We start from the raw sequence: 21,905 nt of genomic DNA on the forward strand, positions 1-21,905 counted from the left end.
CTTGTGGCCTGCGGTCACGCGAAATAGAGCTATGATCGCGCGGCCTTTGGCCAGCTGGACGAATGCGACCGAGAGCCACTCAGTGAGCCTTGTCGTACGCCTCGACGATGTTGGATGCGATACGACCGCGGTCACTGACCGTGTAACCGTTGGAGCGCGCCCACTCGCGAATGTCGGCAGTACGGTCTGTACCCCCGGTACGGCGAGAAGCGCCACGCGGGCCACGCCGGGCGGCAGTTGCCCGACCACCGGACCGACGCGCCGCTCCAACGAACGGAGCCAACGACTCACGCAGCTTGGTGGCGTTCTTCTCGGACAGATCGATCTCGTACGAAGCGCCGTCCAGTCCGAACCGAACAGTCTCATCAGCCTCGTGTCCATCGAGATCGTCAATCAACGACACGATGGTCTTCTGCGCCATGCCACTCTCCTTCAGGTCAGCGAACCGAGGAACTCTCGGGACTAGTATTACCACGTCATCAGGAAGAACTGTAACGGCTGGTTCGGACACGCGCGACTGGCATCGCCCACGGACATGCTCTGCACGGCGTCATGGACGCCACACAAGAGTCCTCGGGTTGACGTGAGTCACGTCAACCCAAAGGGGTGGAGGCCACCGTCGGGATAAATTTTGATCATGTGTTGTCACCGAATCGCGACTTCCGATCCGAAACGCCGGTGGTCGGCACAGACAAGGATGTCACGGTCCGGAAGGCAGAGTGAGCGCCACGCAACGCCATCAAGGATCCGCTCCGGCGAATGTCTTACACCACGAACGGGCCGCGGCCGGGGTCATCCGATTCACGGTCTGGTAGAGCGTGGAGAGCGGGGCGCACGATGGATGAGCGGACATGGATCGTCGATGCCGCAAATGTGATAGGAGCACGCCCGGACGGATGGTGGCGCGACCGCGCGGGTGCCGCGTTACGCCTGCACCAAAGGCTGTCTGAACTCTGGCTGCCCGAGCACCGGCGCTCCGAGCTCCACCCACGCGCGTCCGAGTCCGACCCGGATACGAGCCACCAGGGGGCGCATCACCGGGCTCCAGCCGCCCAGCTGGTCGTGGTACTCGAAGGCGTGGCCCGAGCCGGGGTTCCCGCGGGGCCGGATCCCACCATCGCCCGGCTTGTGGTTGTCCACGCGGTCGGCTCGGGCGACGATGCCGTGGTCGACCAGATCCACCGACAGGTCGGTCCGGTTCTCGTCGTCACCGCCGACCGCGAGCTTCGCCGTAGGGTCGCTGCCACGGGCGCGGCCAGCGTCGGGCCAGGGTGGCTGTGGGCCCTGCTGGACGACGCCCGTTCCCGATAAGATTCAGGGGGACCGCGGCCTCCGGGCCGGGCGGATCAGACTCGGGCGCCCCGCGCCCGGGCCGGAGCCGAACTGCGGGCCGGGCCGGCGATGGCGGGCGCCAGCCGGGCGGTAAACCGACCATCGCCGGCCACGACCTCGAGGGGAATACCAAAGCAGGCCGAGAGCCCCGGCCCGGTCAGGACCGCCTCGACGTCCCCGGCCGCCACCACCTTGCCGGCACGCAGCAGCAGTGCGTGCGTGATGCCCGGCGGAATCTCCTCGACGTGATGGCTGACTATGACCGTCACCGGCGAACCAGGATCGGCGACCAACCGGGTGAGGCGCCGCAGCAGGGCCTCACGGGCGCCCAGATCGAGCCCAGCCGCCGGTTCGTCCAGCAGGAGTAGCTCGGGGTCCGTCATCAGCGCACGCGCGATCTGGACGCGTTTGCGCTCCCCTTCGGACAAAGTGCCGTATCGCCGCTCGGTGAGATTCCTGCACCCGACCTGGACGAGTAGCTCTCGCGCCCGGCCCAGGTCGTCGTCGCCGTACTTTTCTCCGGCGCGTCCGACCACGTTCCAGGCCGCGGTCATGACCACGTCAACAACACGTTCGCCCGCGGGCAGGACGTCAGCCACGGCGGAGCTCGTCAGACCCACGCGGCTGCGGACGTCGAAGACATCACGCTCGCCAAGCCGGCTGCCGAGTAGGTCCACCGTTCCCCGAGTGGGGAAAACCCGGCTCGCCGCCACCTGAAGCAGGGTTGTCTTCCCGGCGCCGTTCGGCCCGAGAATAACCCAGCGCTCACCGTCCGCGACAGTCCAGTGGATGTCGGAAAGCAGCGACGCACCATCCCGTACAACGGTTACCGCGTCCAGGCGCAACACCACATCCGCCACGGACCTCACGTTACGCGACCTGTCACGGCGCAGGGCCGACCGGGCCGCCGCGCCCACCGCGATGGTGACCCACTTCTCGGTGAATCCGCGGGCCGGTAGCGTCGGCAACCGGTCACGGCACCAGCGGCGCGGCAATCTCCGCCCACACGACCTTGCCTGCGCCGGCCAAACGGGTCCCCCATCTGGAGGCGATCAGGGACACCAGCTCAAGACCACGACCGCCCTCGTCCTCGACGTCGGCGTGCCGCCGTCGAGGCATCCTCGGATCACCGTCCGTGACCTCCACGATCACTCTCGATCCGGTCCGGCGCAGTCGCGCGGACAACGGGGAGCGGCCGTGCACCAGGGCGTTGGTGACGAGCTCCGACATCAGCAGCACCACCGAATCGATGATGTCGGCCTCGACCAACCAGTCCGTCAGCAGCTCGCGGGCACGCCCACGGGCCTCGCCGAGCCCGGCCGGCCCCGCGGGCACGGCGATCTCGGCGAAGCGGGTCGCCCCGCTGGAATCGGTGTCGGGCAGTCCGACCAGCAGCAGCGCCACATCATCGTCGTGGCCCTCGTCCCGCCCCAGCGCTGCCAGCGCATGGTCCGCCCGCCTGCTCAGCGATCCGTTCTGGCGGGCGAGCACCGCGGCCAGATCGGACACCCCGGCGTCGATGTCGCGCTCACGGCTCTCCACCAGTCCGTCGGTGAACAGCACCAGCAACGCGCCCCGCTGCAGCCGGACGGTGTACTCCTTGACGTCACCGCGACCAAGGCCCAGCGGAGTGCCGACCTCCATGTAGAGCCGCGACACCAGCCCGTCCGGGGCCACCACCAGCGGTGGCGGATGGCCTGCGTTGGCAAGTGTCAGCAGGCCGGTGTGTGGCTCGACGACCCCGTAGATGCAGGTCGCGATCTGGCCCTCGTCGATCTCGCAGACCACGCTGTCCAGGAGCGTCAGCACCTCGTACGGCGACAGCTCCAGGCGTGCGCAGGTACGCACCGCGGTACGCAGCTGGCCCATGATCGCCGCCGCCCGGACCCCGCGGCCCATGACATCGCCGATGACCAGCCCCACCCGACCCGCACCGAGGTCGATGACGTCGAACCAGTCACCACCCACCTCCGTGTCGGCGACGCCCGGCACGTAGCGGGCTGCGATCTCCAGTCCTTCGGGCTCGACCACGCCCAGCGGCAGAAGACTGCGTTGCAGCGTCAGCGCGGTGTCCCGGCTCCGGCGGTAGAGCTCGGCGTGTTCGACCGCAACCGCGGCGCGCGCGGCGAGTTCCTCCAGGAACGCGACATCCGCCCCGGTGAACGGCGCGCGGTCCCCGGCGGCCATGAGGCTGACCACACCGGCCACCTGACCGCGCAGGATCAATGGCACGGCGGCGAGGGTGTGCGCCCCCACGTGTCGCATCCAGCGGGCCATCTCCATGGATGACAACCACGCTGCACCGTCCAGCGGTTCAATGTGACTGCGCCCGGTGACTGCGGCGAGGTTGACCGGGCTGCCCTGCGGCCACGGGCCGATACGCGCCCGGGGCATCGGCAGCTGGGTGAGGCCGGGGCGAACCGAGGCGGCGGCCCGTCGCAGGACCGGCGCATCGGGCGCCGTGGCGGTTCCGCCGGATTCGACCAGATAGACCGCGCAGGAGTCGGCGAGTTCGCCGACGACGACTTCGGTGAGCGCCCGCAGTGCCCGTTCAGGCTCCAGCGCGCTCGCGACCGCACCGGTCGCGCGGGCCAGGAGCTCCAGGCGGCGGCCGGCCTCACGCGCGACGCCCTCGGCGGTCCGCGCCATCTCCTCCGCCCGGCGGCTCGACGCCGCCTCGGCGAGAACACGCTCGAACAGCGTGGCGCGCTCCAACGCCTGGGCGCACTGGTCGGCGAGTGCGGTCAGGTAGGTGCGATCCTGCGGGGAGAATTCGTGCGGCGCGTGGAAACCGAAGAGCAGCGCGCCGAACGGGGCGTCGACGGTGGCCAGTGGAAGTACCGCCCATGCCTGCTCATCGGCGTCGGCCATGCTCGCGACCAGCTCCGGCACGGGCCAGCGTCCGGCCAGTTCCGCCCGGCCGGACAGGAACAGCGCTCGACCGCCCCGAATGGCCTCCGGCACCGGGTGAACCGCACCCAGGTTGATGTCGGACCAACTGCTGACGAACCGTTGCGGATATCCGAGCAGGGACCGGAAACGCAGGCGGTCGCTGTTCTGGTCGACCAGCGCCACCCCCCGCCCGGATGCGCCCAGTGCCTGGCGCCCGGCGTCGAGCACGACGGCAGCCACCTCGTCGACGGTAACCGCGCGCGAGAGCGCAGCGGTGACGAGCCGGAGGCGCTCGGTCCATTCGGCCGCGCTCTGCGCGCGCGCTGCCAGCTCGCTGTGGACCGCCTCGGCCGCGCGTGCCTGCGTGACGTCACGCCCCGTACCGATCCATTCGACCGGGCGATCATCTCCGGTGAGGGGCAGGAGTCGCAGGACGAGGACGCGATCCGCGCCGTCCGCGCCGTCCGCGCCGTCCGCGCCGTCCGCGCCGACGAGGCGGAACTCCGCGTCGAAGGCGCTGCGCCCCTCGACCGCCTGCCGCCAGGCCCGCGCGACCCGATCACGGTCCTGTGCATGCACCGCGTCGAGCCAGCCGAAGCCGGTGATCTCCGAACGTCGCTGGCCCGTGATCGCGCGCCAGCGCGGCAGGTCGACGTCCAGGCCGCCCTGAGCATCCGTGTGGAAGGCGTCCGCGTCCGCGGCCTCGGCCAGCGCCCGGCACCGGGCCTCACCTCGGGCCAGCTCACTGCGGGCATCACGCAGCGTAGTGACATCCGTAGCGACCAGGACCACGCCGAGCAGCCCGCCTCGGGCGTCGGTCGCCGGATACCAGCTGACCGTCCAGGTCTGGCGCGGTTGCCGGCCGCCGGTCGCGACGCTGACCTCCAGATCAACCACGGGCTCACCGGTGGCGACCACACGCTGCAGCAGTTGGTGCATCTCGTGGCCGAAGTCACCCAGGAGCTCAGCCATGGTGCGACCGATGTGGTCCGCGGCGGGACGGCCGTTCAGCCTGGCCAGGACGTCGTTGACCTGAAGATGGCGCCCCGCGGTGTCATAGAGGGCAAGACCGATCGGCGCCTGGGCGACAAGCGCCGTCAGTAGATCGACGGTCGCACCCGCGCCGGTAGCCACCGCATCGAGTCCGCGGATCCCCGCAGCATCGTCGTCCGTTGTGTCACTGCCATCGGTGCCGTCGGTGCCGTCGGTGCCATCGGTGCCATCGGTGCCATCGGTGCCATCGTCCGTGCCGTCGTCCGTGCCGTCGTCCGTGCCGTCGGTGCCGTCGTTGCCATCGCCGTTGCCGCCGGTCAACTCGACCGACGGAGGTCCGGGCGGCTCCTGCGGCAACGGCGTCGTCATGGGAAAAGATTGTGGACGGTGGGGCAACGTTGTGCTCAATGCCCTACCCCTGACATTTCCGGCCATCCTCCGGTTGCCACTCGTTCACGGTCTCACGCCGCGCCGGGAGCCGATCCCAGGCCCGAAGCGTCCCCACCGTCACGTGAGGAGCCGGTCACGTGCGATACATGATCACTAACGGGTCCGCGAATCTGGTCCGGCCCGTGCGTGGGCACGGGTGCCCACAGTTTGCGCGGCCCGGCGTCCGCGCGGGGCAGGCCGCGGCCCACGACGACCTCTGCCGAGAGCACGGTGAGCGACGACTTCGAGACGATCACCGGGTTCAGCGTGAGCGATGCCACCTCCGGCAGGTCATCCGCGAGCCGCGCGACCCGCATGAGCAGGAGCTCGAGAGCTGCCACGTCGACCGTCTCCGCGCCCCGGTAACCGAACAGCAGCGGGGCGGCCCGCACCGACCGCACCAACCGCGCCGCATCGGAGTCGGTGAGCGGTAGGACGTGGTGGGCACGGTCGCCGAGCAGATCCGTGGCCGGTCCCGCCAATCCGAAGGACACCAACGGCCCGTACCGCGGATGCTCCAGGGAACCGATCACCACCGCAACACCCGCCGGGGCCATCCGTTGCACCACGAAGGAGCCGCTGGTGGCGAGCTGCCCGGCATCGAGTTGGGTGAGCATCGCCGACCAGGCCGCCCGCAACGCCGCCGGACCGAACAGGTCGAGCCGCTGCCCACCGAGCTCGGGGCGGTGCCGATACGGACGGGCGCGCGCTTTGAGGGCCACCGGCCATCCGAGCCGCTCCGCGGCCAGCACCGCCTCATCGCCGGAGGTGACGGTGATGAACGGCTGGACGTCGATGCCGTAGCAGTCGAGCAGATCGGCTGCCCGGGCCTCGTCGATCGGACCTGAACAGCCGGCGAGCAGCGTCCGGGCCTCCTTGGCCCGCCGGGTGAGCTCGGGCACCGAACCGGTCGGTTCCGCGCGCCACTCGGCGTATGACACGGCCCGCACCAGCGCCGCCACAGCGCCCTCCGGTGACGGATAGCCCGGCACACCCGCGAGGTCCGGTGGTACCTCGGTGCCCAGAACCGTCGCGAGGACGGGCACGTCGACGAGCCTGGCGGCCGCCGCGACGGCCCTCGCGACCGGACCGGGTTGCGCCGGCGGCAGGCGGACCACCGTCGCGATCAGAGCGTCCGCGCGACCCGCGGCGTCGATGAGAACCTCGGTGAACGCCTCGGGCGGGGTGCCGCCCGGCAGGAGGATCCGCTCCACCGCGAGGCCGGAGGCCTCCGCCGCCTGGCAGGTCAGCCAGACCAACGCCCGGGAGTCACCGACGACCGCGACCCGCCGGCCGGCCGGCAGTGGCTGGGAGGTCAGCAGCTGCGCGACGTCGAAACCCTGGGAGATCCGGTCAACCCTGATCACACCGGTCTGGCGCAGTAACGCGTCATCCAGGGTCGAGCGGCCGCTGGTCACCACGACCACCGGCGTGCGCCGGCCGACCCGGCGGGCCAGCCGGGCGAACTTGCGTGGGTTCCCGAAGGTTTCGACATGCATGAAGACCACGTCGGTGGCCGGATCCTCCTCCCAGAACTGGAGAAGATCATTGCCGCTGACGTCGACCCGGTCGCCGGCCGAGACGAAACTCGACAGACCGACCCCGCGGGCGGCGGCTGCCTCCAGCAGTGCCGCGCCGAGCGGTCCGGACTGTGAGTAGCAGCCGACCCGCCCGGGCGCGGGCATCCGGCCCGCCAACGACGCGTTCAGCCCGGTGGCGAGATTCTGGATACCCAGGCTCGCCGGGCCCACCACGCGCATACCGAACGCACGGGCCGCGGCCGTGACCTCGATCTCCGCCTGGTAATCGCCGAGATCGGTGAGCATCACCAGGCCGCGAACGCCCTTGCGACCGCACTGGTCGATGACCTCGGGCACGGTGCGCGGTGGCACGCACACCACGGCCAGGTCCACCGGGCCGTCGATGTCGGTCACCGAGGCAACCGCCCGCACGGACGCGACCGCGCCCGGAACGTCGGCCGCTGCGGGGTTGACGGGGTAGACCGGGCCGGCGAAGCCACCGGCCAGCAGGTGACGGAAGACCATCTGGCCGACCGTGTTGCGATCCCGGGAAGCCCCGATCACCGCCACCGAGCGGGGGTGCATCAGCCGGACGATCGACGCGGCCTCCGCGTGGTGTTCGCGGGCACGCATGACGTCCACCGAGGTCTGCGTCGGCGCGATCTCGAACGACATCCGGACCGCACCGCTGTCCCACGTTCGCGACACGGTGTAGCCGGCATCCAGGAAAACTCCGATCATCTGGCGGTTCTCGCCAAGCACGTCGGCGTCGAAACGGCGGATCCCGCGTTCGGCAGCCGCGGCCGCCAGATGTTCCAGCAGGACCGATCCCAGGCCGCGTCCCTGGTGCGCGTCCTCCACGAGAAAGGCGACCTCCGCCGCCGGCGCCGGACGCGCCAGCTCCGATGGTGGCCCGTCCGGGTCTACGTGGTCACGCTCAGCATCGGAGGCCACCACCTGCGTGCCCTCCCAGTGGGCGATGGCCACGATCTCGTCCCCGATGAGCGTGACCAACGCGCCGCGCACCCGCTGGTCGAGCACGGTCATCCGCCGGATGTCGGTATCGGTGAGCGGCCCGCGCGCGCTGAAGTAGCGGAAGTAGATGGTGCGCGTCGACAGCCGGCCCCAGAAGGCGCGCAAACGGTCACCGTCACCGGGCACGACCGGACGCAGCCGGGCGGTACCCCCGTCAGCGAGGATGACGTCCGCCTCCCACCTCGCCGGGTAGTTCGCCGCCGCATCAGCCTGCGTGGACTCGTAATGTCTCGAATGCGCCGTGTCACTCATCGGTCAACGAGGGGGTCGAGACCGTGCAACGGAAGGATCTCTCGTCGGGTGGCCGCCACCGCCCGGTCCAAGGGGTCATCCGGATCGCCCTCCCCGGCGTCCCAGGGATGAAAGGCGATGTCGACGCCGTCCCCGAAGCGTTCGGGCACGGGACCGCCGGTGAGTGCCGCACCGGTCGCCGCACGAACCCGGGCGTCAGCGGTGTGGCGCCAGTCGTCGGGCACCGGTCGCGAACAGTCGAGCGGCACATGACCGGCGATGGCCAACAGGTGCGTCCATGCACGCGGCACCACCGACGCGAGCGCATAGCCGCCGCCACCACAGGCAACCCATCGTCCCCCGCACACTTCATGTGCCAGATCGTGCAGGGTCTGGTAGGACGCACGCTGTCCTTCGACCGACAGTGTCAGATCCCCGAGCGGATCGAGGAAATGAGTGTCACATCCGTGCTGGGTGACCAGGATCTCAGGGGCGAACGCACGCAGCAGCACAGGTACCACGCCGCTGAACGCCCGCAGCCAGCCGGCGTCACCGGTGCGGGGCGGCAACGCCACGTTGACCGACATGCCGCAGGCCTCCCCCACCCCGGATTCGTCCGGGAAACCGGTTCCGGGGAACAGGGTCCGGCCGGACTGGTGCAGCGAGATCGTCAGCACCCGCGGATCATCGTAGAACGCGGCCTGGACACCATCGCCGTGGTGGACGTCCACATCGACATAGGCCACCCGGGCGGCGCCGTTATGCAGCAACCAGGCGATTGCCACCGCCGGGTCGTTGTAGATGCAGAAGCCGCTGGCAGCGACCCGCATCGCGTGGTGCAGCCCGCCGGCGGGAGCCACCGCATGGCCGTGCCGTCCCGTCCACACGCCCGCGGCCGCGGCCAGGGTCGCCCCGGTGATGCGGGCGGCAGCGGTGTGCATGGACTCGAAGACGGGATTGTCGGGCGTTCCCAGGCCGAACATGGCCGCCAGGCCGCGCGCGGCGTATTGCGGCGCCCGGCGCACCGCCTGGATGTAGGCGGGGTCGTGGACAAGCTCGATCAGCTCATCCGTTGCCAGCCTGCCCGGCTGGACCGCCACATTGGGGCCGGCCAGCACCCCGGTACGCGCGGCCAGGTCCATGGTCAGCTCGAGGCGGACGGAGTTCAGCGGGTGGGTGCGCCCGAAGCCGTAGGCGGCCAGGTCGGAGTCCCACACGACCAACGTCGGCCCGGACCCATCGCCGTCAGCGGAACCGTCCGGCCGCGAAGAACCGCCCATGATTCGACCTTAGGCCAAAGGCTGCGCGAGCATGTCCCTTGCGCGCAGCCGGCGGCCCCACCCGGCCAGCCCGGCCAGCCCGGCCATCTCGACGCCTCGAATTCGTTAGGGTCTGACTCCGTGGCTGTTGGACACGGTGATGAACCCGAGGTTGCGCCGGATGCCGGACCCTGGACGGATACCTCGGGACGGCAGCTGTGGGCGCCATCCCCGCAACGGGTCCGTGCCGCCGGGGTCACCGCCTATCTGCACTGGCTGGCTACTGAACGCGGCCGAACGCTGGCGGACGCCGGCGCCCTGTGGCAGTGGTCGGTGGACGACCTTGATGGGTTCTGGGACTCGATCTGGGACTTCTGTGCGGTCGAGGGCGACCGCGGGGACGGCCCGGCCCTTGCCGACGCTCGGATGCCGGGCGCCCGGTGGTTCCCGACAGCCAGGGTGAACTATGCCGAGAACGCCCTGACCCGCCATGGCTCCGCGCCCGCGGTGATCGCTGTCCGTGAGGACGCGACCACCGCCGTGGTCTCCTGGGACGAGCTCCGCCGCGAGGTCGCGGCGGCGGCGGGCGGGCTGCGACGCCTGGGTGTCAGCCCTGGCGACCGAGTGTGCGCTGTGCTGCCGAACTGCGTCCATGCGGTGGTGGCGATGCTTGCCACCGCCGCCATCGGTGCGGTCTGGTCGTCCTGTTCCCCGGACTTCGGGTCCACCGCCCTTGCCGACCGCTTCGCTCAGATCACCCCGACGGTGCTCATCGGAGTGGACGGCTACACCTACGGCGGCAACTCCTTCGACACGCTCGGTGTGCTCGGCGCGGCAGCTGAACGCCTACCTGATCTACGCGCGACGGTCGTCATTCCCTATCTGGCCGCGGACGCCGTCGAGCGGGCCCACCAGGCCGCTCTGCCGGCTGTCATCTCCTGGGAGGATCTCCTGGCGGGGTCTGAGGATGAGCTTCCCGTCTTCCATCGGGTCCCCTTCGACGCGCCGCTGTGGATCCTGTACTCCTCGGGTTCGACCGGCCGGCCCAAACCAATCGTGCAGGGCCATGGCGGAATCCTCCTGGAGCACCTCAAGTCGTTGGTACTCCATCTCGATCTGGGCCCCGACGACCGCTTTCTGTGGGTGACGAACACCGGCTGGATGATGTGGAACATGCTCGTGTCCGGCCTGCTGGCCGGAGCGACCGTGGTTCTGTTCGACGGCAGCCCGAAATTTCCCGACCTGGGCGCCCTGTGGCGGCTCGCCGAAGCTGTCCGCGTCACCTGCTTGGGAACGAGCCCAGGTTTTCTGACCGCGTGTGAACGCTCGGGCATCGTCCCCCGGGAAATCGCCGACCTCGCCGCGATACGCACCATCGGCTCCACCGGTGCGCCGCTGTCCCCGGACGGTTACGCCTGGGTCTACGACGCGGTCGGCTCCGACCTCATGCTCGCATCGATCAGCGGCGGCACGGACATGTGCACGGCGGTCGCGATGGGCCTGCCCACCGTGGCGGTGCACGCAGGGGAGATCGCCATGCGCGGGCTCGGTTGCGCGGTGAGCATCTTCGACGACGACGGCAAGGAGCTCCTCAACGAGATCGGCGAACTGGTGATCACTGCTCCCATGCCCTCGATGCCGCTTTTCCTATGGGGCGACGAGGACGGCTCCCTACTCCGTACGTCCTACTTCTCGACCTACAACGGGGTGTGGCGCCACGGCGACTGGGCCCGGATCACCCCCGACGGATCGGTGATCATATATGGCCGCTCGGACGCGACGCTGAACCGTGGTGGTGTCCGGATCGGTACCGCCGAGCTGTACCAGGTGGTGGAGAACATCCCCGGCGTCGCGGACAGCCTTGTGATTGACACCTCGACCACCGAGCGACCCGGCGAACTCGTGCTGTACGTCGCGTTGGACGACGGCACCACGCTCGACGGCGCCTTCATGAACACCCTGTTGACCACAATCCGGCATGATCTCAGCCCGCGTCATGTGCCCGACCGGGTCGAGCAGGTCGCCGCGATCCCGCGCACCCACAGCGGCAAGAAGCTGGAGGTACCGGTCCGGCGGCTGCTGCTGGGCGCACCCCTGGAGCAGGCCGTCAGCCTCGGCGCGGTCGCCAACCCCGAGGCGTTGCTGCCGTTCATCTCACCCGCGGCCCACTGACCGCCAGGTTCACCGGCGCATCCGCTGGCAGCACATCCGCCAGCAGCACATCCGCTGGCAAAGCGAGATCCCCTGCCCGGTGACCGGACAGGGGATCTCCACCACGACAACGCACTACATCACCGGACGTGCCACTTCCCCAGCTGGGTCAGTCGAGAAACTCGCGCAGTCTGCCCGCGACCGCCGGCTTGCGCAGTTCACGAAGGGTGTCGCGCTCGATCTGGCGAATCCGCTCGCGGGTAAGCCCGAGACGGTTGCCGACCTCGGCAAGCGTGTGCTGCTTGCCGTCGGCAAGACCGAACCGCAGCCGCATGACCTCACGTTCACGTGGTGTGAGCCCGCTCAACACACCCTCGATCTCGTCCTGCATGGCGCCGTAGGAGGCGGCGTCCGCAGGCGAGGTGGCGTCCGCGTCCTCGATGAAGTCACCGAGAACGGAGTCGCCGTCGTCGCCGACCGTGGTCTCCAGGCTGACCGTGTCCTGGGCGTACCGACGGAGTTCGACGACCTGTTCGATCGGCATGTCGAGCTCCAGCGCAAGCTCCTCGTCGGTCGGCTCCCGGCCGAGCGTGGAGACGAGCTGGCGCTGCAGTCGCGTAATCTTGTTGATCTGCTCGACGACATGGACCGGGATGCGGATGGTCCTGGCCTGGTCCGCCAGCGCCCGACCGATCGCCTGCCTGATCCACCAGGTGGCGTAGGTCGAGAACTTGTAGCCCTTGGCGTAGTCGAACTTCTCGACCGCGCGGATCAGACCGAGGTTGCCCTCCTGGACCAGGTCGAGCAGGGTCATGCCGCGACCGCTGTACTTCTTGGCGACCGAGACCACAAGACGCAGGTTCGCCGAGACCAGCTGCTGTTTCGCCGCATGCCCGTCCCGGACCAGGGTCTGGAGGTCACGCCGCAGAGCCGGCTCCAGGTCGGAGTCGGTCTCCAGCTTGTACTCGGCAAACAGGCCAGCCTCGACCCGCTTGGACAGTTCGACCTCCTGCGCGGCGTTGAGCAGGGGTACCTTGCCGATCTCGCGCAGGTACATACGCACGAGGTCGGCGGTTCCGGCATGCTCCGAGGTTGCGCGGGCAGCCGGCGCTCCAGTTGTTGGCTCCTCCTCGTCGAGAACCTCGACGCCGAGAGTGGTCAACCGGGCAATCAGGACGGGAAGTAGTTCAAGACCGAGGTCAGCGGTCTCGAGTGCTTCGCGAAGTTCGGCGTGACTCAGTTCGCCGGATTCGCGTCCACGCGCGACAAGCTCGGCGACCTGAGTAACGTCGAGTTCGTCGGTATCATCGGGCACGGCGGCCAGGCCACGGCCAGGCGTCGTGCGTGCAGGAGTGGCCGCCCGGCGGGTACGTCGCGTGCTCGTGGCACGCGTACGCGGCTCGTCGGGGCGCTCGTGAAGTTCCAGGGCAGGCAGCGTCATCAGTAGCAGATCCGAAGGTCGGTGCGGGTGGCGGGTCTTGGTGCTTGCACGTATGGGCAACGCCTTGCGACGTCTCTCCCATTCCGCGTTCAGACACAACCGGACGTAAGCGATCGCCGGGTCTACGAAGCAGTGTAGACCCTCGCCCTCGGGACGCTGCACCCGCTGTCGCGAAGACTACCCCGCAGATCGGCCGGTGTGTCGTGAATAACTAACTATCTCTTGAGCTCTCCACATCCACGAGTCGATACCGAGCTCAGACACAACAGACAACCCATACAGAAACAACCCCCGCCGGATCTCAGAATGATCGCGACAGGGAACGATCGCGACGGCACGGCGCCGGGCTCACCGGCCGGGATGTCACGCCGCCGCACCTCGTCCCGCACGATGTCGAGGAGGTAGGCCTGCAGTGACTGACCGCGTTCCAGCGCAATCGCTGCAGGTCGGGCGCGGACGGCCCGCGCGGCTATTCAGCGGCACCCTAGCTGCAGCCGCTGGTGGAGCCGCACTGCTCACAGACGTAACAGCTACCCGCCGGGCGCATGGTCACCCCACAGGTGAAGCACAGCGGCGCGTCGACCACGTTCTGCGCCGACAGCGACTCCCCCGATGGGATCTCCGCCGATGGGATCTCCGCGGCCTCGACGATGCCGGACCCGCCATGCTGTCCGGTGAGCTGCTGTGTCCGTTCCTGGGCGCTCAACACGCCGAGCTCCACCCGGGTCTCCTCGGGTAGGTAGTCCAGCGCCAGGCGGCGGAAAAGGTAGTCCATCACAGACTGGGCTATTCGGACATCAGGGTCATCGGTCATACCAGCCGGCTCGAAACGCATGTTGATGAATTTGCGGACGTAGGTCTCCAGCGGGACGCCGTACTGGAGCGCGATCGAAATCGCGATGGAAAACGCGTCCATCACGCCGGACAGGGTCGAGCCCTGCTTCGACATCTTGATGAAGACCTCACCAAGACCGTCATCGGGGTAGGACCCGGCGGTCATGTAGCCTTCTGCGCCGCCGACCGAGAAGGACACGGTCTGCGACGGCCGGATCTTCGGCAGGCGACGGCGGACGGGCCGGTACTCTTCCTGCGCTGTGCCGGCTGTGCCCGCGGCCGCGGAGTCGAGGCCCGCGGCGGCACCCGCGGACCTCCGCGCGCCACGCAGGTCGGACAGCGGCTGGCCGACCTTGCAGTTGTCGCGGTAGATGGCCAGCGCCTTCAGCCCGAGCCGCCAACCCTCCAGATAGATCCCCTTGACATCCTCGACGGTCGCAGCCGCCGGCATGTTGACGGTCTTCGAAATGGCTCCGGACAGGAATGGCTGGACTGCCGCCATCATCCGGATGTGTCCCATCGGGCTGATCGCCCGTTCGCCGATCGCGCAGTCGAAGACCTCGTAATGCTCATGACGCAGGCCCGGCGCGTCGAGGACATGGCCGTGCTCGGCTACGTACTCGACGATCGCCTCAACCGTCTCGTCGGTGTAGCCAAGCGCCCGCAGTGCGGCGGGAACCGTCTGGTTGACGATCCGCATGCTGGATCCGCCCACCATCTTCTTCATCTTCACCAGTGCGAGGTCGGGTTCGATGCCGGTGGTGTCGCAGTCCATCGCCAACCCGATCGTGCCGGTCGGGGCGAGCAGACTGACCTGCGCATTGCGCCACCCGTGCTTCTCGCCCACGGCGTGCCCGCGGGCCCATTCGCTGGCGGCCAGGGCGAGTATCCGGGCATCGTCCGCTCCGACCGTGCGGACCGTGTCGGCCGCGGCCGCGTGCTTACGGATCACCCGGCGATGGGCGTGGGCGTTGGCCGCGAAACCGTCGTAGGCCCCGACCGTGCCGGCGAGCTGCGCGGAGCGTCGGTAGGCCACGGCCGTCATCAGCGCGGTGATCGCGGCCGCCATCGCCCGGCCTCCCTCGGAGTCGTACGCGCGTCCCGTCGCCATGAGAAGCGCGCCGAGGTTGGCGTAGCCGATCCCGAGCTGGCGGAACGTCCGGGTCACCCGGGTGATCTCCGGGGTCGGGAAGTCAGCGAAACAGATCGAGATGTCCATCGCGGTGATGACCAGCTCGATGGCGGCGATGAACGCCTCACCGTCGAAGGTCAAATCGTCGCGCAGGAACCGCATCAGGTTCAGCGAGGCCAGGTTGCAACTGGAGTTGTCCAGGTGCACGTACTCACTGCACGGGTTGCTGGCACTGATCCGGCCGGAGTCCGGGCAGGTGTGCCAGTCATTGATCGTGTCGTCGTACTGGATCCCCGGATCCGCGCAGTCCCACGCGGCGTGCGCGATCGTATGGAACAGCGACCGCGCCGGGACGGTCTCGATGATCCGTCCGTCGATCCGGGCCCGCAGGTGGAAGTCGGTGTCGTCGACGACCGCCCGCATGAACTCGTCCGTCACCCGGACCGAGTTGTTGGCGTTCTGGTACTGCACCGAGACGATGTCGCGGCCGCCGAGATCCATGTCGAAGCCGGCATCCCGCAATGCCCGGATCTTGCTTTCCTCACGTGCCTTGCTCTCGACGAAGTCGACGATGTCTGGATGGTCGACGTCGAGCACAACCATCTTCGCGGCCCGTCGGGTCGCACCACCCGACTTGATCGTCCCAGCCGAGGCGTCGGCTCCGCGCATGAAACTCACCGGTCCGGACGCGGTGCCGCCCGAGGACAACAGTTCCTTGGACGAGCGGATGCGCGACAGGTTCAGCCCGGCACCCGACCCGCCCTTGAAAATCAGACCCTCTTCCCGGTACCAGTTGAGAATCGACTCCATCGTGTCGTCGACCGCGAGGATGAAACAGGCTGAGACCTGTTGCGGCGCCGCGGTGCCCACGTTGAACCACACGGGACTGTTGAAGCTGAAGACCTGGTGCAGCAGCATCCACGCCAGTTCATGCTCGAAGACCTCGGCGTCGGCCTCCGAGGCGAAGTACCCGTTCTCCAACCCGGCCGCCGCGTAGGTGCGCACGACCCGGTCGATGAGCTGGCGCAGGGACCATTCGCGGGTGGCGCTGCCCAACGCACCACGGAAGTACTTGCTCGTGACGATGTTCGTGGCGTTCACCGACCAGAAGTCGGGGAACTCCACCCCGCGCTGCTCGAAGTTGACCGAACCGTCCCGCCAGTTGGTCATGACGACGTCCCGCAGCTCCCAGGTGACCTCGTCGTAGGGATGCACGCCGGGCGACGTGTGGACACGTCCGACCGTCAGGCCGCTGGTCTTACCAGCGGGCCGGCTCGACTTCGTGCCACGGGTCTCGGTCATGGCGCTCCTCGTCTGGCGGGTACGGCGTCTGGCGGGTACGGCATGGACGACAACTCGCCGACCCGTGAACTATCTGGCCTGCGCCCGAAGGCCCGCGATCGCGGTCTCGAAGTCCGCCAGGGACTCGAAGGCCAGATACACCGAGGCGAACCTCAGGTAAGCGACCTCGTCAAGAACTTGCAGTGGGCCGAGAATCGCCCGGCCGATCTCGTCCGAGGGAATCTCGGCCGCTCCCGACGCACGCAACCTGTCCTCGACCAGCTGAGCGAGCTGGGCCAGCGCATCGGCCTCGACCGGTCGGCCCTGACATGCCCGGCGCACACCCGCGACCACCTTCGCGCGGCTGAACGGCTCGGCCACGCCGCTGCGTTTAATCACCCTCAGCGATGCCTCCTCGATCGTCGTGAACCGACGGCCGCAGGACGAACATGATCGCCTACGGCGGATCGCGGCACCTTCCTCAGCCTCGCGGCTGTCGACAACCCTGCTGTCCGGGTGTCGACAGAACGGGCATCGCACGGACGATCCCCCAAGATCTTGATGACTTACAACTCCACAACTACCACATGTTGTGGTCAACCATAGGGCTCACCACCATGAACTGGCAAACCGTCGGCGCGTCCGACGGTCACGGCAGGCGAAGCGCCTGCCCGGGAACAAGATCGGTGGTGGCAAGCTGATTCATACCGGCCAGCCGCGCCACGATCACCCGAGTGTCACCCTCAGGAGCCAGCGCACGCGCTATGCCCCATAAGGTCTCACCGGACCGGACCACGTGAACACGACTGGAACCCGCACCGCCGCGCGGTTCGGCCAACGATGCGACCCGCGCGAGGGACAAGATCAGACAGAAGGCAATCGCGACGAGAGCAACCAGGACCATCCGGCCTCGCCGGGTCAATCTCAGTGGAGGCAGCGCCGGCCGCTCCACCACGCACCCCTTCAACACACCCCTTCACCCCTTGAGATCACGAACTACGAACAGTCGTTCGATCGAACGTCTGATCGAGTTTGTACCTCATGACTCCGACAGAATCGCCATGACACGCTCGAACAGACGTTTGAAAAATCCGGTCGCTGCGGTTACGGTCGTACCGATGAGATGTCGGTCGTGGCCACCGGCTCCGGTTCCTGGCGAAAACACCAGGTCTACCGGGAGCGGAGTCTGTCACGACCGCAAAACGAAGGAGAACGGCAGGTATGACCACCGACCCCAACCGCACCCGACGTGGCCGGCCACCGCGCGGTACCGTGCGCGACCTGCCGGATGGGCCGGCGGACGCGTCGGGCCTGACCCCCCGCCAACGCAAGGTGTTGGAGGTGATCCGCAATGCCGTCGAACGCCGCGGATATCCGCCCAGTGTCCGCGAGATCGGCGAAGCGGTCGGGCTCACCAGCACGAGCAGCGTCGCGCATCAGCTCAAGATGCTGGAGGAGAAGGGCTTCCTGCGCCGTGACCCCCACCGTCCGCGGGCCATGGAAGTGCTCTCAGCGGACGCGCCGGTACGGCCGACGGCACGCGACAGCCTTCACCTCGGGCCGCCACTGGCCCTGACGGCCGGCACCGGGGAGTCCACCGCCGCGCCGGAAGCCCGCCGTGAAGCGGCCTACGTGCCCGTCCTCGGTCGTATCGCGGCGGGTGGGCCGATCCTTGCCGAGCAGGCGGTGGAGGACATCTTCCCCCTTCCCCGTGAGATCGTCGGCGAGGGCACGCTGTTCATGCTGAGAGTTGTCGGAGACTCCATGGTCAATGCCGCGATCTGCGACGGGGACTGGGTGGTCGTCCGCCAGCAGCCGGTCGCGGACAACGGCGAGATAGTCGCCGCGATGATCGACGGCGAGGCAACGGTCAAGACGTTGCGTCACCGTGACGGCCACGCATGGCTCCAGCCGCAGAACCCGGCCTATGCCGAAATTCCGGGCGACGAAGCGTCGATCCTCGGTCGGATCGTCGCGGTACTACGCCGGGTCTGAACATGGATGGTTGTGCCGACCGGGACAGGGCCGACCGCAAGCAGGCCGGGCGAGTGGTGGCGGTCGTCGGTCCGACCGCGGCCGGCAAGAGCGAGCTCGCGATCGATCTCGCCGCCACCCTCGGCGGTGAGATCGTCAATGCCGACTCCATGCAGCTCTACCGCGGCATGGACATCGGCACAGCCAAAGTGCCGCCACGGGATCGCAAGGGCATCCCGCACCATCTGCTTGACGTCTGGGACGTCACCCACACCGCCGACGTGGCGTCGTACCAGGCAAGGGCACGAACAGTCATCGACAATCTTCTGCTTGCCGGTCGGACCCCGGTACTCGTCGGCGGCTCCGGGCTCTATATCAGGGCTGTCATCGACGACCTCAGGTTTCCCGGCACCGACCCGGCGGTGCGAGCACGCCTTGAACGGGAGCTGTCCGAACGTGGGGCTGCCGCGTTACACGCCGACCTGACCGCACGCGCGCCGCAGGCAGCTGCGGCCATACTGGTCGGCAACGGTCGTCGCATCGTGCGCGCGCTGGAAGTGGTGGAGCTCACCGGCGGCTTCACCGCCTCCCTACCGGAGCACCGCGCGGTCTATGACGTTGTTCAGATCGGTCTCGATCATCCCCAGCTCGACGCCCGGGTCGCCGACCGCGTGGCGGAGATGTGGGCTGCCGGCATGGTCGAGGAGGTCCGGACGCTCGCCGACATGGGGCTCCGGAGCGGATGCACCGCTTCGCGGGCGCTGGGTTACGCCCAGGTTCTGGCCTGGCTGGATGGCACGATCGAATCAGACGAATCCGCCCGACTTGCAACAATTGCCGCGACGCGCCGATTCGTCCGCCGACAACGGTCGTGGTTTCGCCGCGATCCCCGCATAATTTGGCTGGACCGTCCTGACGTCGAGCAGGTGGCGGGCATGGTCCGCTCAGCCTGACGGGCGATGGGTACCGGCGACCCGTTCATCCCGGCGTCTGGAGACATCTGTGACCGCGCTCGAGCTGAACCTCGTCCCGGCCCTGTGTGCCGCGTTTGACGACGGGTCGTTGCAGCTGCATTACCAGCCCGAGGTGGACCTGCGCAACGGGTCGGTTCCGGCGATGGAGGCGTTTCTGCGCTGGCAGCATCCCGACCGTGGCCTGCTGAGCCCGGCGCAGTTCATGCCGGTCGCCGAAGCCGCAGGCCTGTCCGAACAGGTCGGCCGCTGGGTGCTTCGAACTGCCGTTGCGGAGGCGCGGACGTGGCACGAGATGGCATCGGGGACCACCATCCGCCCGCCCCGGCTGTGGGTGAACGTCACCGCCGACCAGCTGACCCGGCCGGACTTCGCGGTCGAGGTGGCAGGCCTCGTGTCTGGCCGCGGGCTGCCACCGGGAGCCCTCGGGTTGGAGTTCACCGAACAGACTCTTGGGCTCGCGCACATCGGGGTACCCCGTCTGTTGAGCCACCTACGTTCGTTCGGACCAGCGATCGGCGTCGATGGCTTCGGCACCTGGTATGCTTCAATGTCGACTCTTGACGTCCTGCCGCTGGACATGGTGAAGATCGACGGTCGCTTCCTCCACGCAATGCAGCGGGATCTGGAAGGTGAAGCCGTACTGGCCTCGATCATCACGCTGGCTCACCGACGTCGGCTGGTGGTGACAGCAGAGGGCGTTGACAGCATGGTCATCGCGTCCAGGTTGGCCGCGATGAGCTGTGACCGCGGCGCCGGCCGGTTGTTCTGCCCGCCTGTTCCCACTGACGACGCCCGGATGATCGCGCTCGGCCGTGGCCGACCGGACCGCCGGCATGCGCGCTCGGGTCCCGCCTCCCACGCCACCTCCCACCCCCCCGCCACCGTACCGATACGCACCCCGGCCGGCGCCGGCTGATCAGGGATCGACCGCCGGCATCCAACCGCGTCAGAGAAGGGCGATATGACGCTTCCCGCCATTGAGGACTCCATCCGCGACCACGTCCGCAACCACTTCTTCGACGCCACCGGTGAGGGACACGATCTCGCCGACCGGGCGGCCCTGCGCCGGGTACCGGGTCTGGCGACCGAACTGGATGACGTCACCGAGGTCGAGTACCGCCAGCTCAGGCTGGAACGGGTCGTCCTCATCGGCGTGTGGACCGCCGGGACCGCAACGGACGTCGCGACCTCCATGACCGAGCTCGCGGCCCTTGCGAACACGGCCGGCTCGGTCATCCTGGACGCACTCGTCCAGCGACGCGACACCCCCGACGCGGCCACGTACGTCGGTTCCGGCAAGGCACGGGAACTGTGCGAGGTCGTTGCCGCCGTCGGCGCCGACACCGTTGTCTGCGACGGTGAACTGACTCCCGGCCAGCTGCGCCAGCTGGAGGACGTCGTCAAGGTCAAGGTCATCGACCGGACCGCGCTGATCCTGGACATTTTCGCCCAACACGCGACATCCCGGGAAGGGAAGGCGCAGGTCGAGCTTGCCCAGCTGCAGTACATGCTGCCGCGGCTGCGTGGCTGGGGTGAGTCGATGTCGCGGTCCGGCGGTGGGATCGGGACCCGGGGCCCTGGCGAAACGAAGATCGAAACTGACCGGCGACGGCTGCGCGCGCGCATGGCCAGGCTCCGCCGCGAGCTCGCCGACATGAAGACGATCCGGGCGACGAAACGGTCGTCGCGCCAACGCAGCGGGGTCCCCGCGGTCACGATCGCCGGCTACACCAACGCCGGCAAGTCCTCGCTGCTCAACCGCCTGACGGGCGCGGGCGTACTCGTCGAGGATGCGCTGTTCGCCACGCTGGACCCGACGGTGCGACGGGCCACGCTCCCCGACGGTCGGACCTTCACCCTCGCTGACACCGTCGGTTTCGTCCGCCACCTGCCGCACCAGATCGTCGAGGCGTTCCGCTCGACGCTGGAGGAGGTCGCGGACGCCGATCTCCTCCTGCACGTGGTCGACGGTTCGCATCCCGATCCGCTGTCGCAGATTTCGGCTGTCCGCATGGTGGTCAACGACGTCGACGCCTGGGACGTCCCCGAGCTGGTCGTGGTCAACAAGATCGATACCGCCGACCCGGAGGTCCTGGCCGGGCTGCGCCGAAGCATCCCGAACGCGGTATTCGTGTCCGCACGCACGGGCGAGGGCCTGTCCACCCTGGTGGAGGCGCTGACCGAACGTGTGCCCCACCCGGCGGTGGAGGTATGCGTGCTCGTACCGTTCGCCCGCGGGGATCTGGTGTCACGGGTCTACGCCGACGGCGAGGTCCTCGATCTGCGGCACACCGCGGACGGCACCGAGGTGCGGGCCCGGGTACCGGTCGGCCTCGCCGCTGCGCTCGCCGTGTTTCAGCCAGAAATCGATCAACACAGCCTCGGTGGCCCGGGGACTCTCGGCCGCAGGTGAGTGCGCGGCCCCGG

Annotated in this window: 15 protein-coding genes; 6 read left to right on the plus strand and 9 right to left on the minus strand. The window is 68.6% G+C overall.

Translation table 11 applies throughout. The features are described 5' to 3' along the window. Positions 1-79 precede the first annotated feature (79 nt). Entirely contained in the window at positions 80-421 is a 342-nt protein-coding gene (locus U9983_RS00085; RefSeq protein ID WP_322750006.1) for an Lsr2 family protein, read from the minus strand. Positions 422-837: 416 nt separating this feature from the next. Between U9983_RS00085 and U9983_RS00090 the strand changes: the two genes are divergently transcribed. Then, positions 838-1,311 carry a hypothetical protein gene (locus U9983_RS00090; RefSeq protein WP_322752057.1) on the plus strand — a complete coding sequence of 158 codons (474 nt, stop codon included), beginning with the start codon at positions 838-840 and terminating at the stop codon, positions 1,309-1,311. Positions 1,312-1,346: 35 nt separating this feature from the next. Here the strand turns inward: U9983_RS00090 and U9983_RS00095 are convergent, their stop codons facing one another. From U9983_RS00095 to U9983_RS00110, 4 genes are all read right to left on the minus strand, one after another. Continuing rightward, entirely contained in the window at positions 1,347-2,192 is an 846-nt protein-coding gene (locus U9983_RS00095; RefSeq protein WP_322750011.1) for an ABC transporter ATP-binding protein, read from the minus strand. Between the two features lie 112 nt (positions 2,193-2,304). After that, positions 2,305-5,586, minus strand: a complete 3,282-nt coding sequence (locus tag U9983_RS00100) for a SpoIIE family protein phosphatase (protein WP_322752058.1) — start codon at positions 5,584-5,586, stop codon at positions 2,305-2,307. A 92-nt stretch (positions 5,587-5,678) separates the two neighbouring features. Then, positions 5,679-8,453: a GNAT family N-acetyltransferase gene (locus U9983_RS00105; protein ID WP_322752059.1), complete on the minus strand. Its 2,775-nt coding sequence runs from the start codon at positions 8,451-8,453 to the stop codon at positions 5,679-5,681. Next, positions 8,450-9,712 (minus strand): acetoin utilization protein AcuC, encoded by a 1,263-nt coding sequence (locus U9983_RS00110; RefSeq protein ID WP_322752060.1) that lies wholly within the window; start codon positions 9,710-9,712, stop codon positions 8,450-8,452. The genes U9983_RS00105 and U9983_RS00110 overlap by 4 nt, the downstream gene beginning before the upstream one ends. A 120-nt stretch (positions 9,713-9,832) precedes the next feature. Here U9983_RS00110 and U9983_RS00115 point away from each other — a divergent pair, with 120 nt between their 5' ends. Then, positions 9,833-11,863 carry an acetoacetate--CoA ligase gene (locus U9983_RS00115; RefSeq protein WP_322752061.1) on the plus strand — a complete coding sequence of 677 codons (2,031 nt, stop codon included), beginning with the start codon at positions 9,833-9,835 and terminating at the stop codon, positions 11,861-11,863. A 148-nt stretch (positions 11,864-12,011) separates the two neighbouring features. Here the strand turns inward: U9983_RS00115 and U9983_RS00120 are convergent, their stop codons facing one another. The 4 genes from U9983_RS00120 to U9983_RS00135 form a co-directional block, all read right to left on the minus strand. Continuing rightward, positions 12,012-13,283, minus strand: coding sequence for an RNA polymerase sigma factor (locus U9983_RS00120; protein ID WP_322752062.1), 1,272 nt, complete (start codon positions 13,281-13,283; stop codon positions 12,012-12,014). Between the two features lie 484 nt (positions 13,284-13,767). Then, a complete protein-coding gene (locus tag U9983_RS00125; RefSeq protein WP_322752063.1) occupies positions 13,768-16,551 on the minus strand; it encodes a vitamin B12-dependent ribonucleotide reductase in 2,784 nt (927 codons plus the stop codon). 69 nt (positions 16,552-16,620) lie between these two features. Next, on the minus strand, positions 16,621-17,070 hold the full coding sequence (gene nrdR, locus U9983_RS00130; protein WP_322752064.1) for a transcriptional regulator NrdR: 450 nt from the start codon (positions 17,068-17,070) through the stop codon (positions 16,621-16,623). A gap of 109 nt (positions 17,071-17,179) precedes the next feature. After that, positions 17,180-17,434, minus strand: a complete 255-nt coding sequence (locus U9983_RS00135; protein WP_322752065.1) for a LysM peptidoglycan-binding domain-containing protein — start codon at positions 17,432-17,434, stop codon at positions 17,180-17,182. 317 nt (positions 17,435-17,751) lie between these two features. On the opposite strand from U9983_RS00135, the gene lexA reads away from it, so the two are divergent. From lexA to hflX, 4 genes are read left to right on the plus strand one after another with little or no spacing between them, the layout of a single operon-like run. Then, positions 17,752-18,525, plus strand: coding sequence for a transcriptional repressor LexA (gene lexA / locus U9983_RS00140; protein WP_322747874.1), 774 nt, complete (start codon positions 17,752-17,754; stop codon positions 18,523-18,525). Positions 18,526-18,527: 2 nt separating this feature from the next. After that, complete coding sequence (gene miaA / locus U9983_RS00145) at positions 18,528-19,457, plus strand: tRNA (adenosine(37)-N6)-dimethylallyltransferase MiaA (RefSeq protein ID WP_322752066.1); 930 nt, start codon at positions 18,528-18,530, stop codon at positions 19,455-19,457. Positions 19,458-19,506: 49 nt separating this feature from the next. Then, complete coding sequence (locus tag U9983_RS00150) at positions 19,507-20,394, plus strand: EAL domain-containing protein (RefSeq protein ID WP_322752067.1); 888 nt, start codon at positions 19,507-19,509, stop codon at positions 20,392-20,394. Between the two features lie 45 nt (positions 20,395-20,439). Next, on the plus strand, positions 20,440-21,891 hold the full coding sequence (gene hflX, locus U9983_RS00155) for a GTPase HflX (protein WP_322752068.1): 1,452 nt from the start codon (positions 20,440-20,442) through the stop codon (positions 21,889-21,891). The last annotated feature ends 14 nt before the right edge of the window (positions 21,892-21,905 follow it).

This window comes from Protofrankia sp. Cas3 (genome assembly GCF_963555955.1).
Taxonomy (GTDB): domain Bacteria; phylum Actinomycetota; class Actinomycetes; order Frankiales; family Frankiaceae; genus Protofrankia.

Excerpts from the sequence above, each read along its gene's own strand:
- U9983_RS00100 (WP_322752058.1), bottom strand. The coding sequence starts at position 5,586 with ATGACGACGCCGTTGCCGCAGGAGCCGCCCGGACCTCCGTCGGTCGAG.
- U9983_RS00110 (WP_322752060.1), bottom strand. The coding sequence starts at position 9,712 with ATGGGCGGTTCTTCGCGGCCGGACGGTTCCGCTGACGGCGATGGGTCC.
- lexA (WP_322747874.1), top strand. The coding sequence starts at position 17,752 with ATGACCACCGACCCCAACCGCACCCGACGTGGCCGGCCACCGCGCGGT.
- U9983_RS00105 (WP_322752059.1), bottom strand. The coding sequence starts at position 8,453 with ATGAGTGACACGGCGCATTCGAGACATTACGAGTCCACGCAGGCTGAT.
- U9983_RS00135 (WP_322752065.1), bottom strand. The coding sequence starts at position 17,434 with ATGGTCCTGGTTGCTCTCGTCGCGATTGCCTTCTGTCTGATCTTGTCC.
- U9983_RS00090 (WP_322752057.1), top strand. The coding sequence starts at position 838 with ATGGATGAGCGGACATGGATCGTCGATGCCGCAAATGTGATAGGAGCA.
- U9983_RS00120 (WP_322752062.1), bottom strand. The coding sequence starts at position 13,283 with ATGACGCTGCCTGCCCTGGAACTTCACGAGCGCCCCGACGAGCCGCGT.
- miaA (WP_322752066.1), top strand. The coding sequence starts at position 18,528 with ATGGATGGTTGTGCCGACCGGGACAGGGCCGACCGCAAGCAGGCCGGG.
- hflX (WP_322752068.1), top strand. The coding sequence starts at position 20,440 with ATGACGCTTCCCGCCATTGAGGACTCCATCCGCGACCACGTCCGCAAC.
- U9983_RS00125 (WP_322752063.1), bottom strand. The coding sequence starts at position 16,551 with ATGACCGAGACCCGTGGCACGAAGTCGAGCCGGCCCGCTGGTAAGACC.
- U9983_RS00085 (WP_322750006.1), bottom strand. The coding sequence starts at position 421 with ATGGCGCAGAAGACCATCGTGTCGTTGATTGACGATCTCGATGGACAC.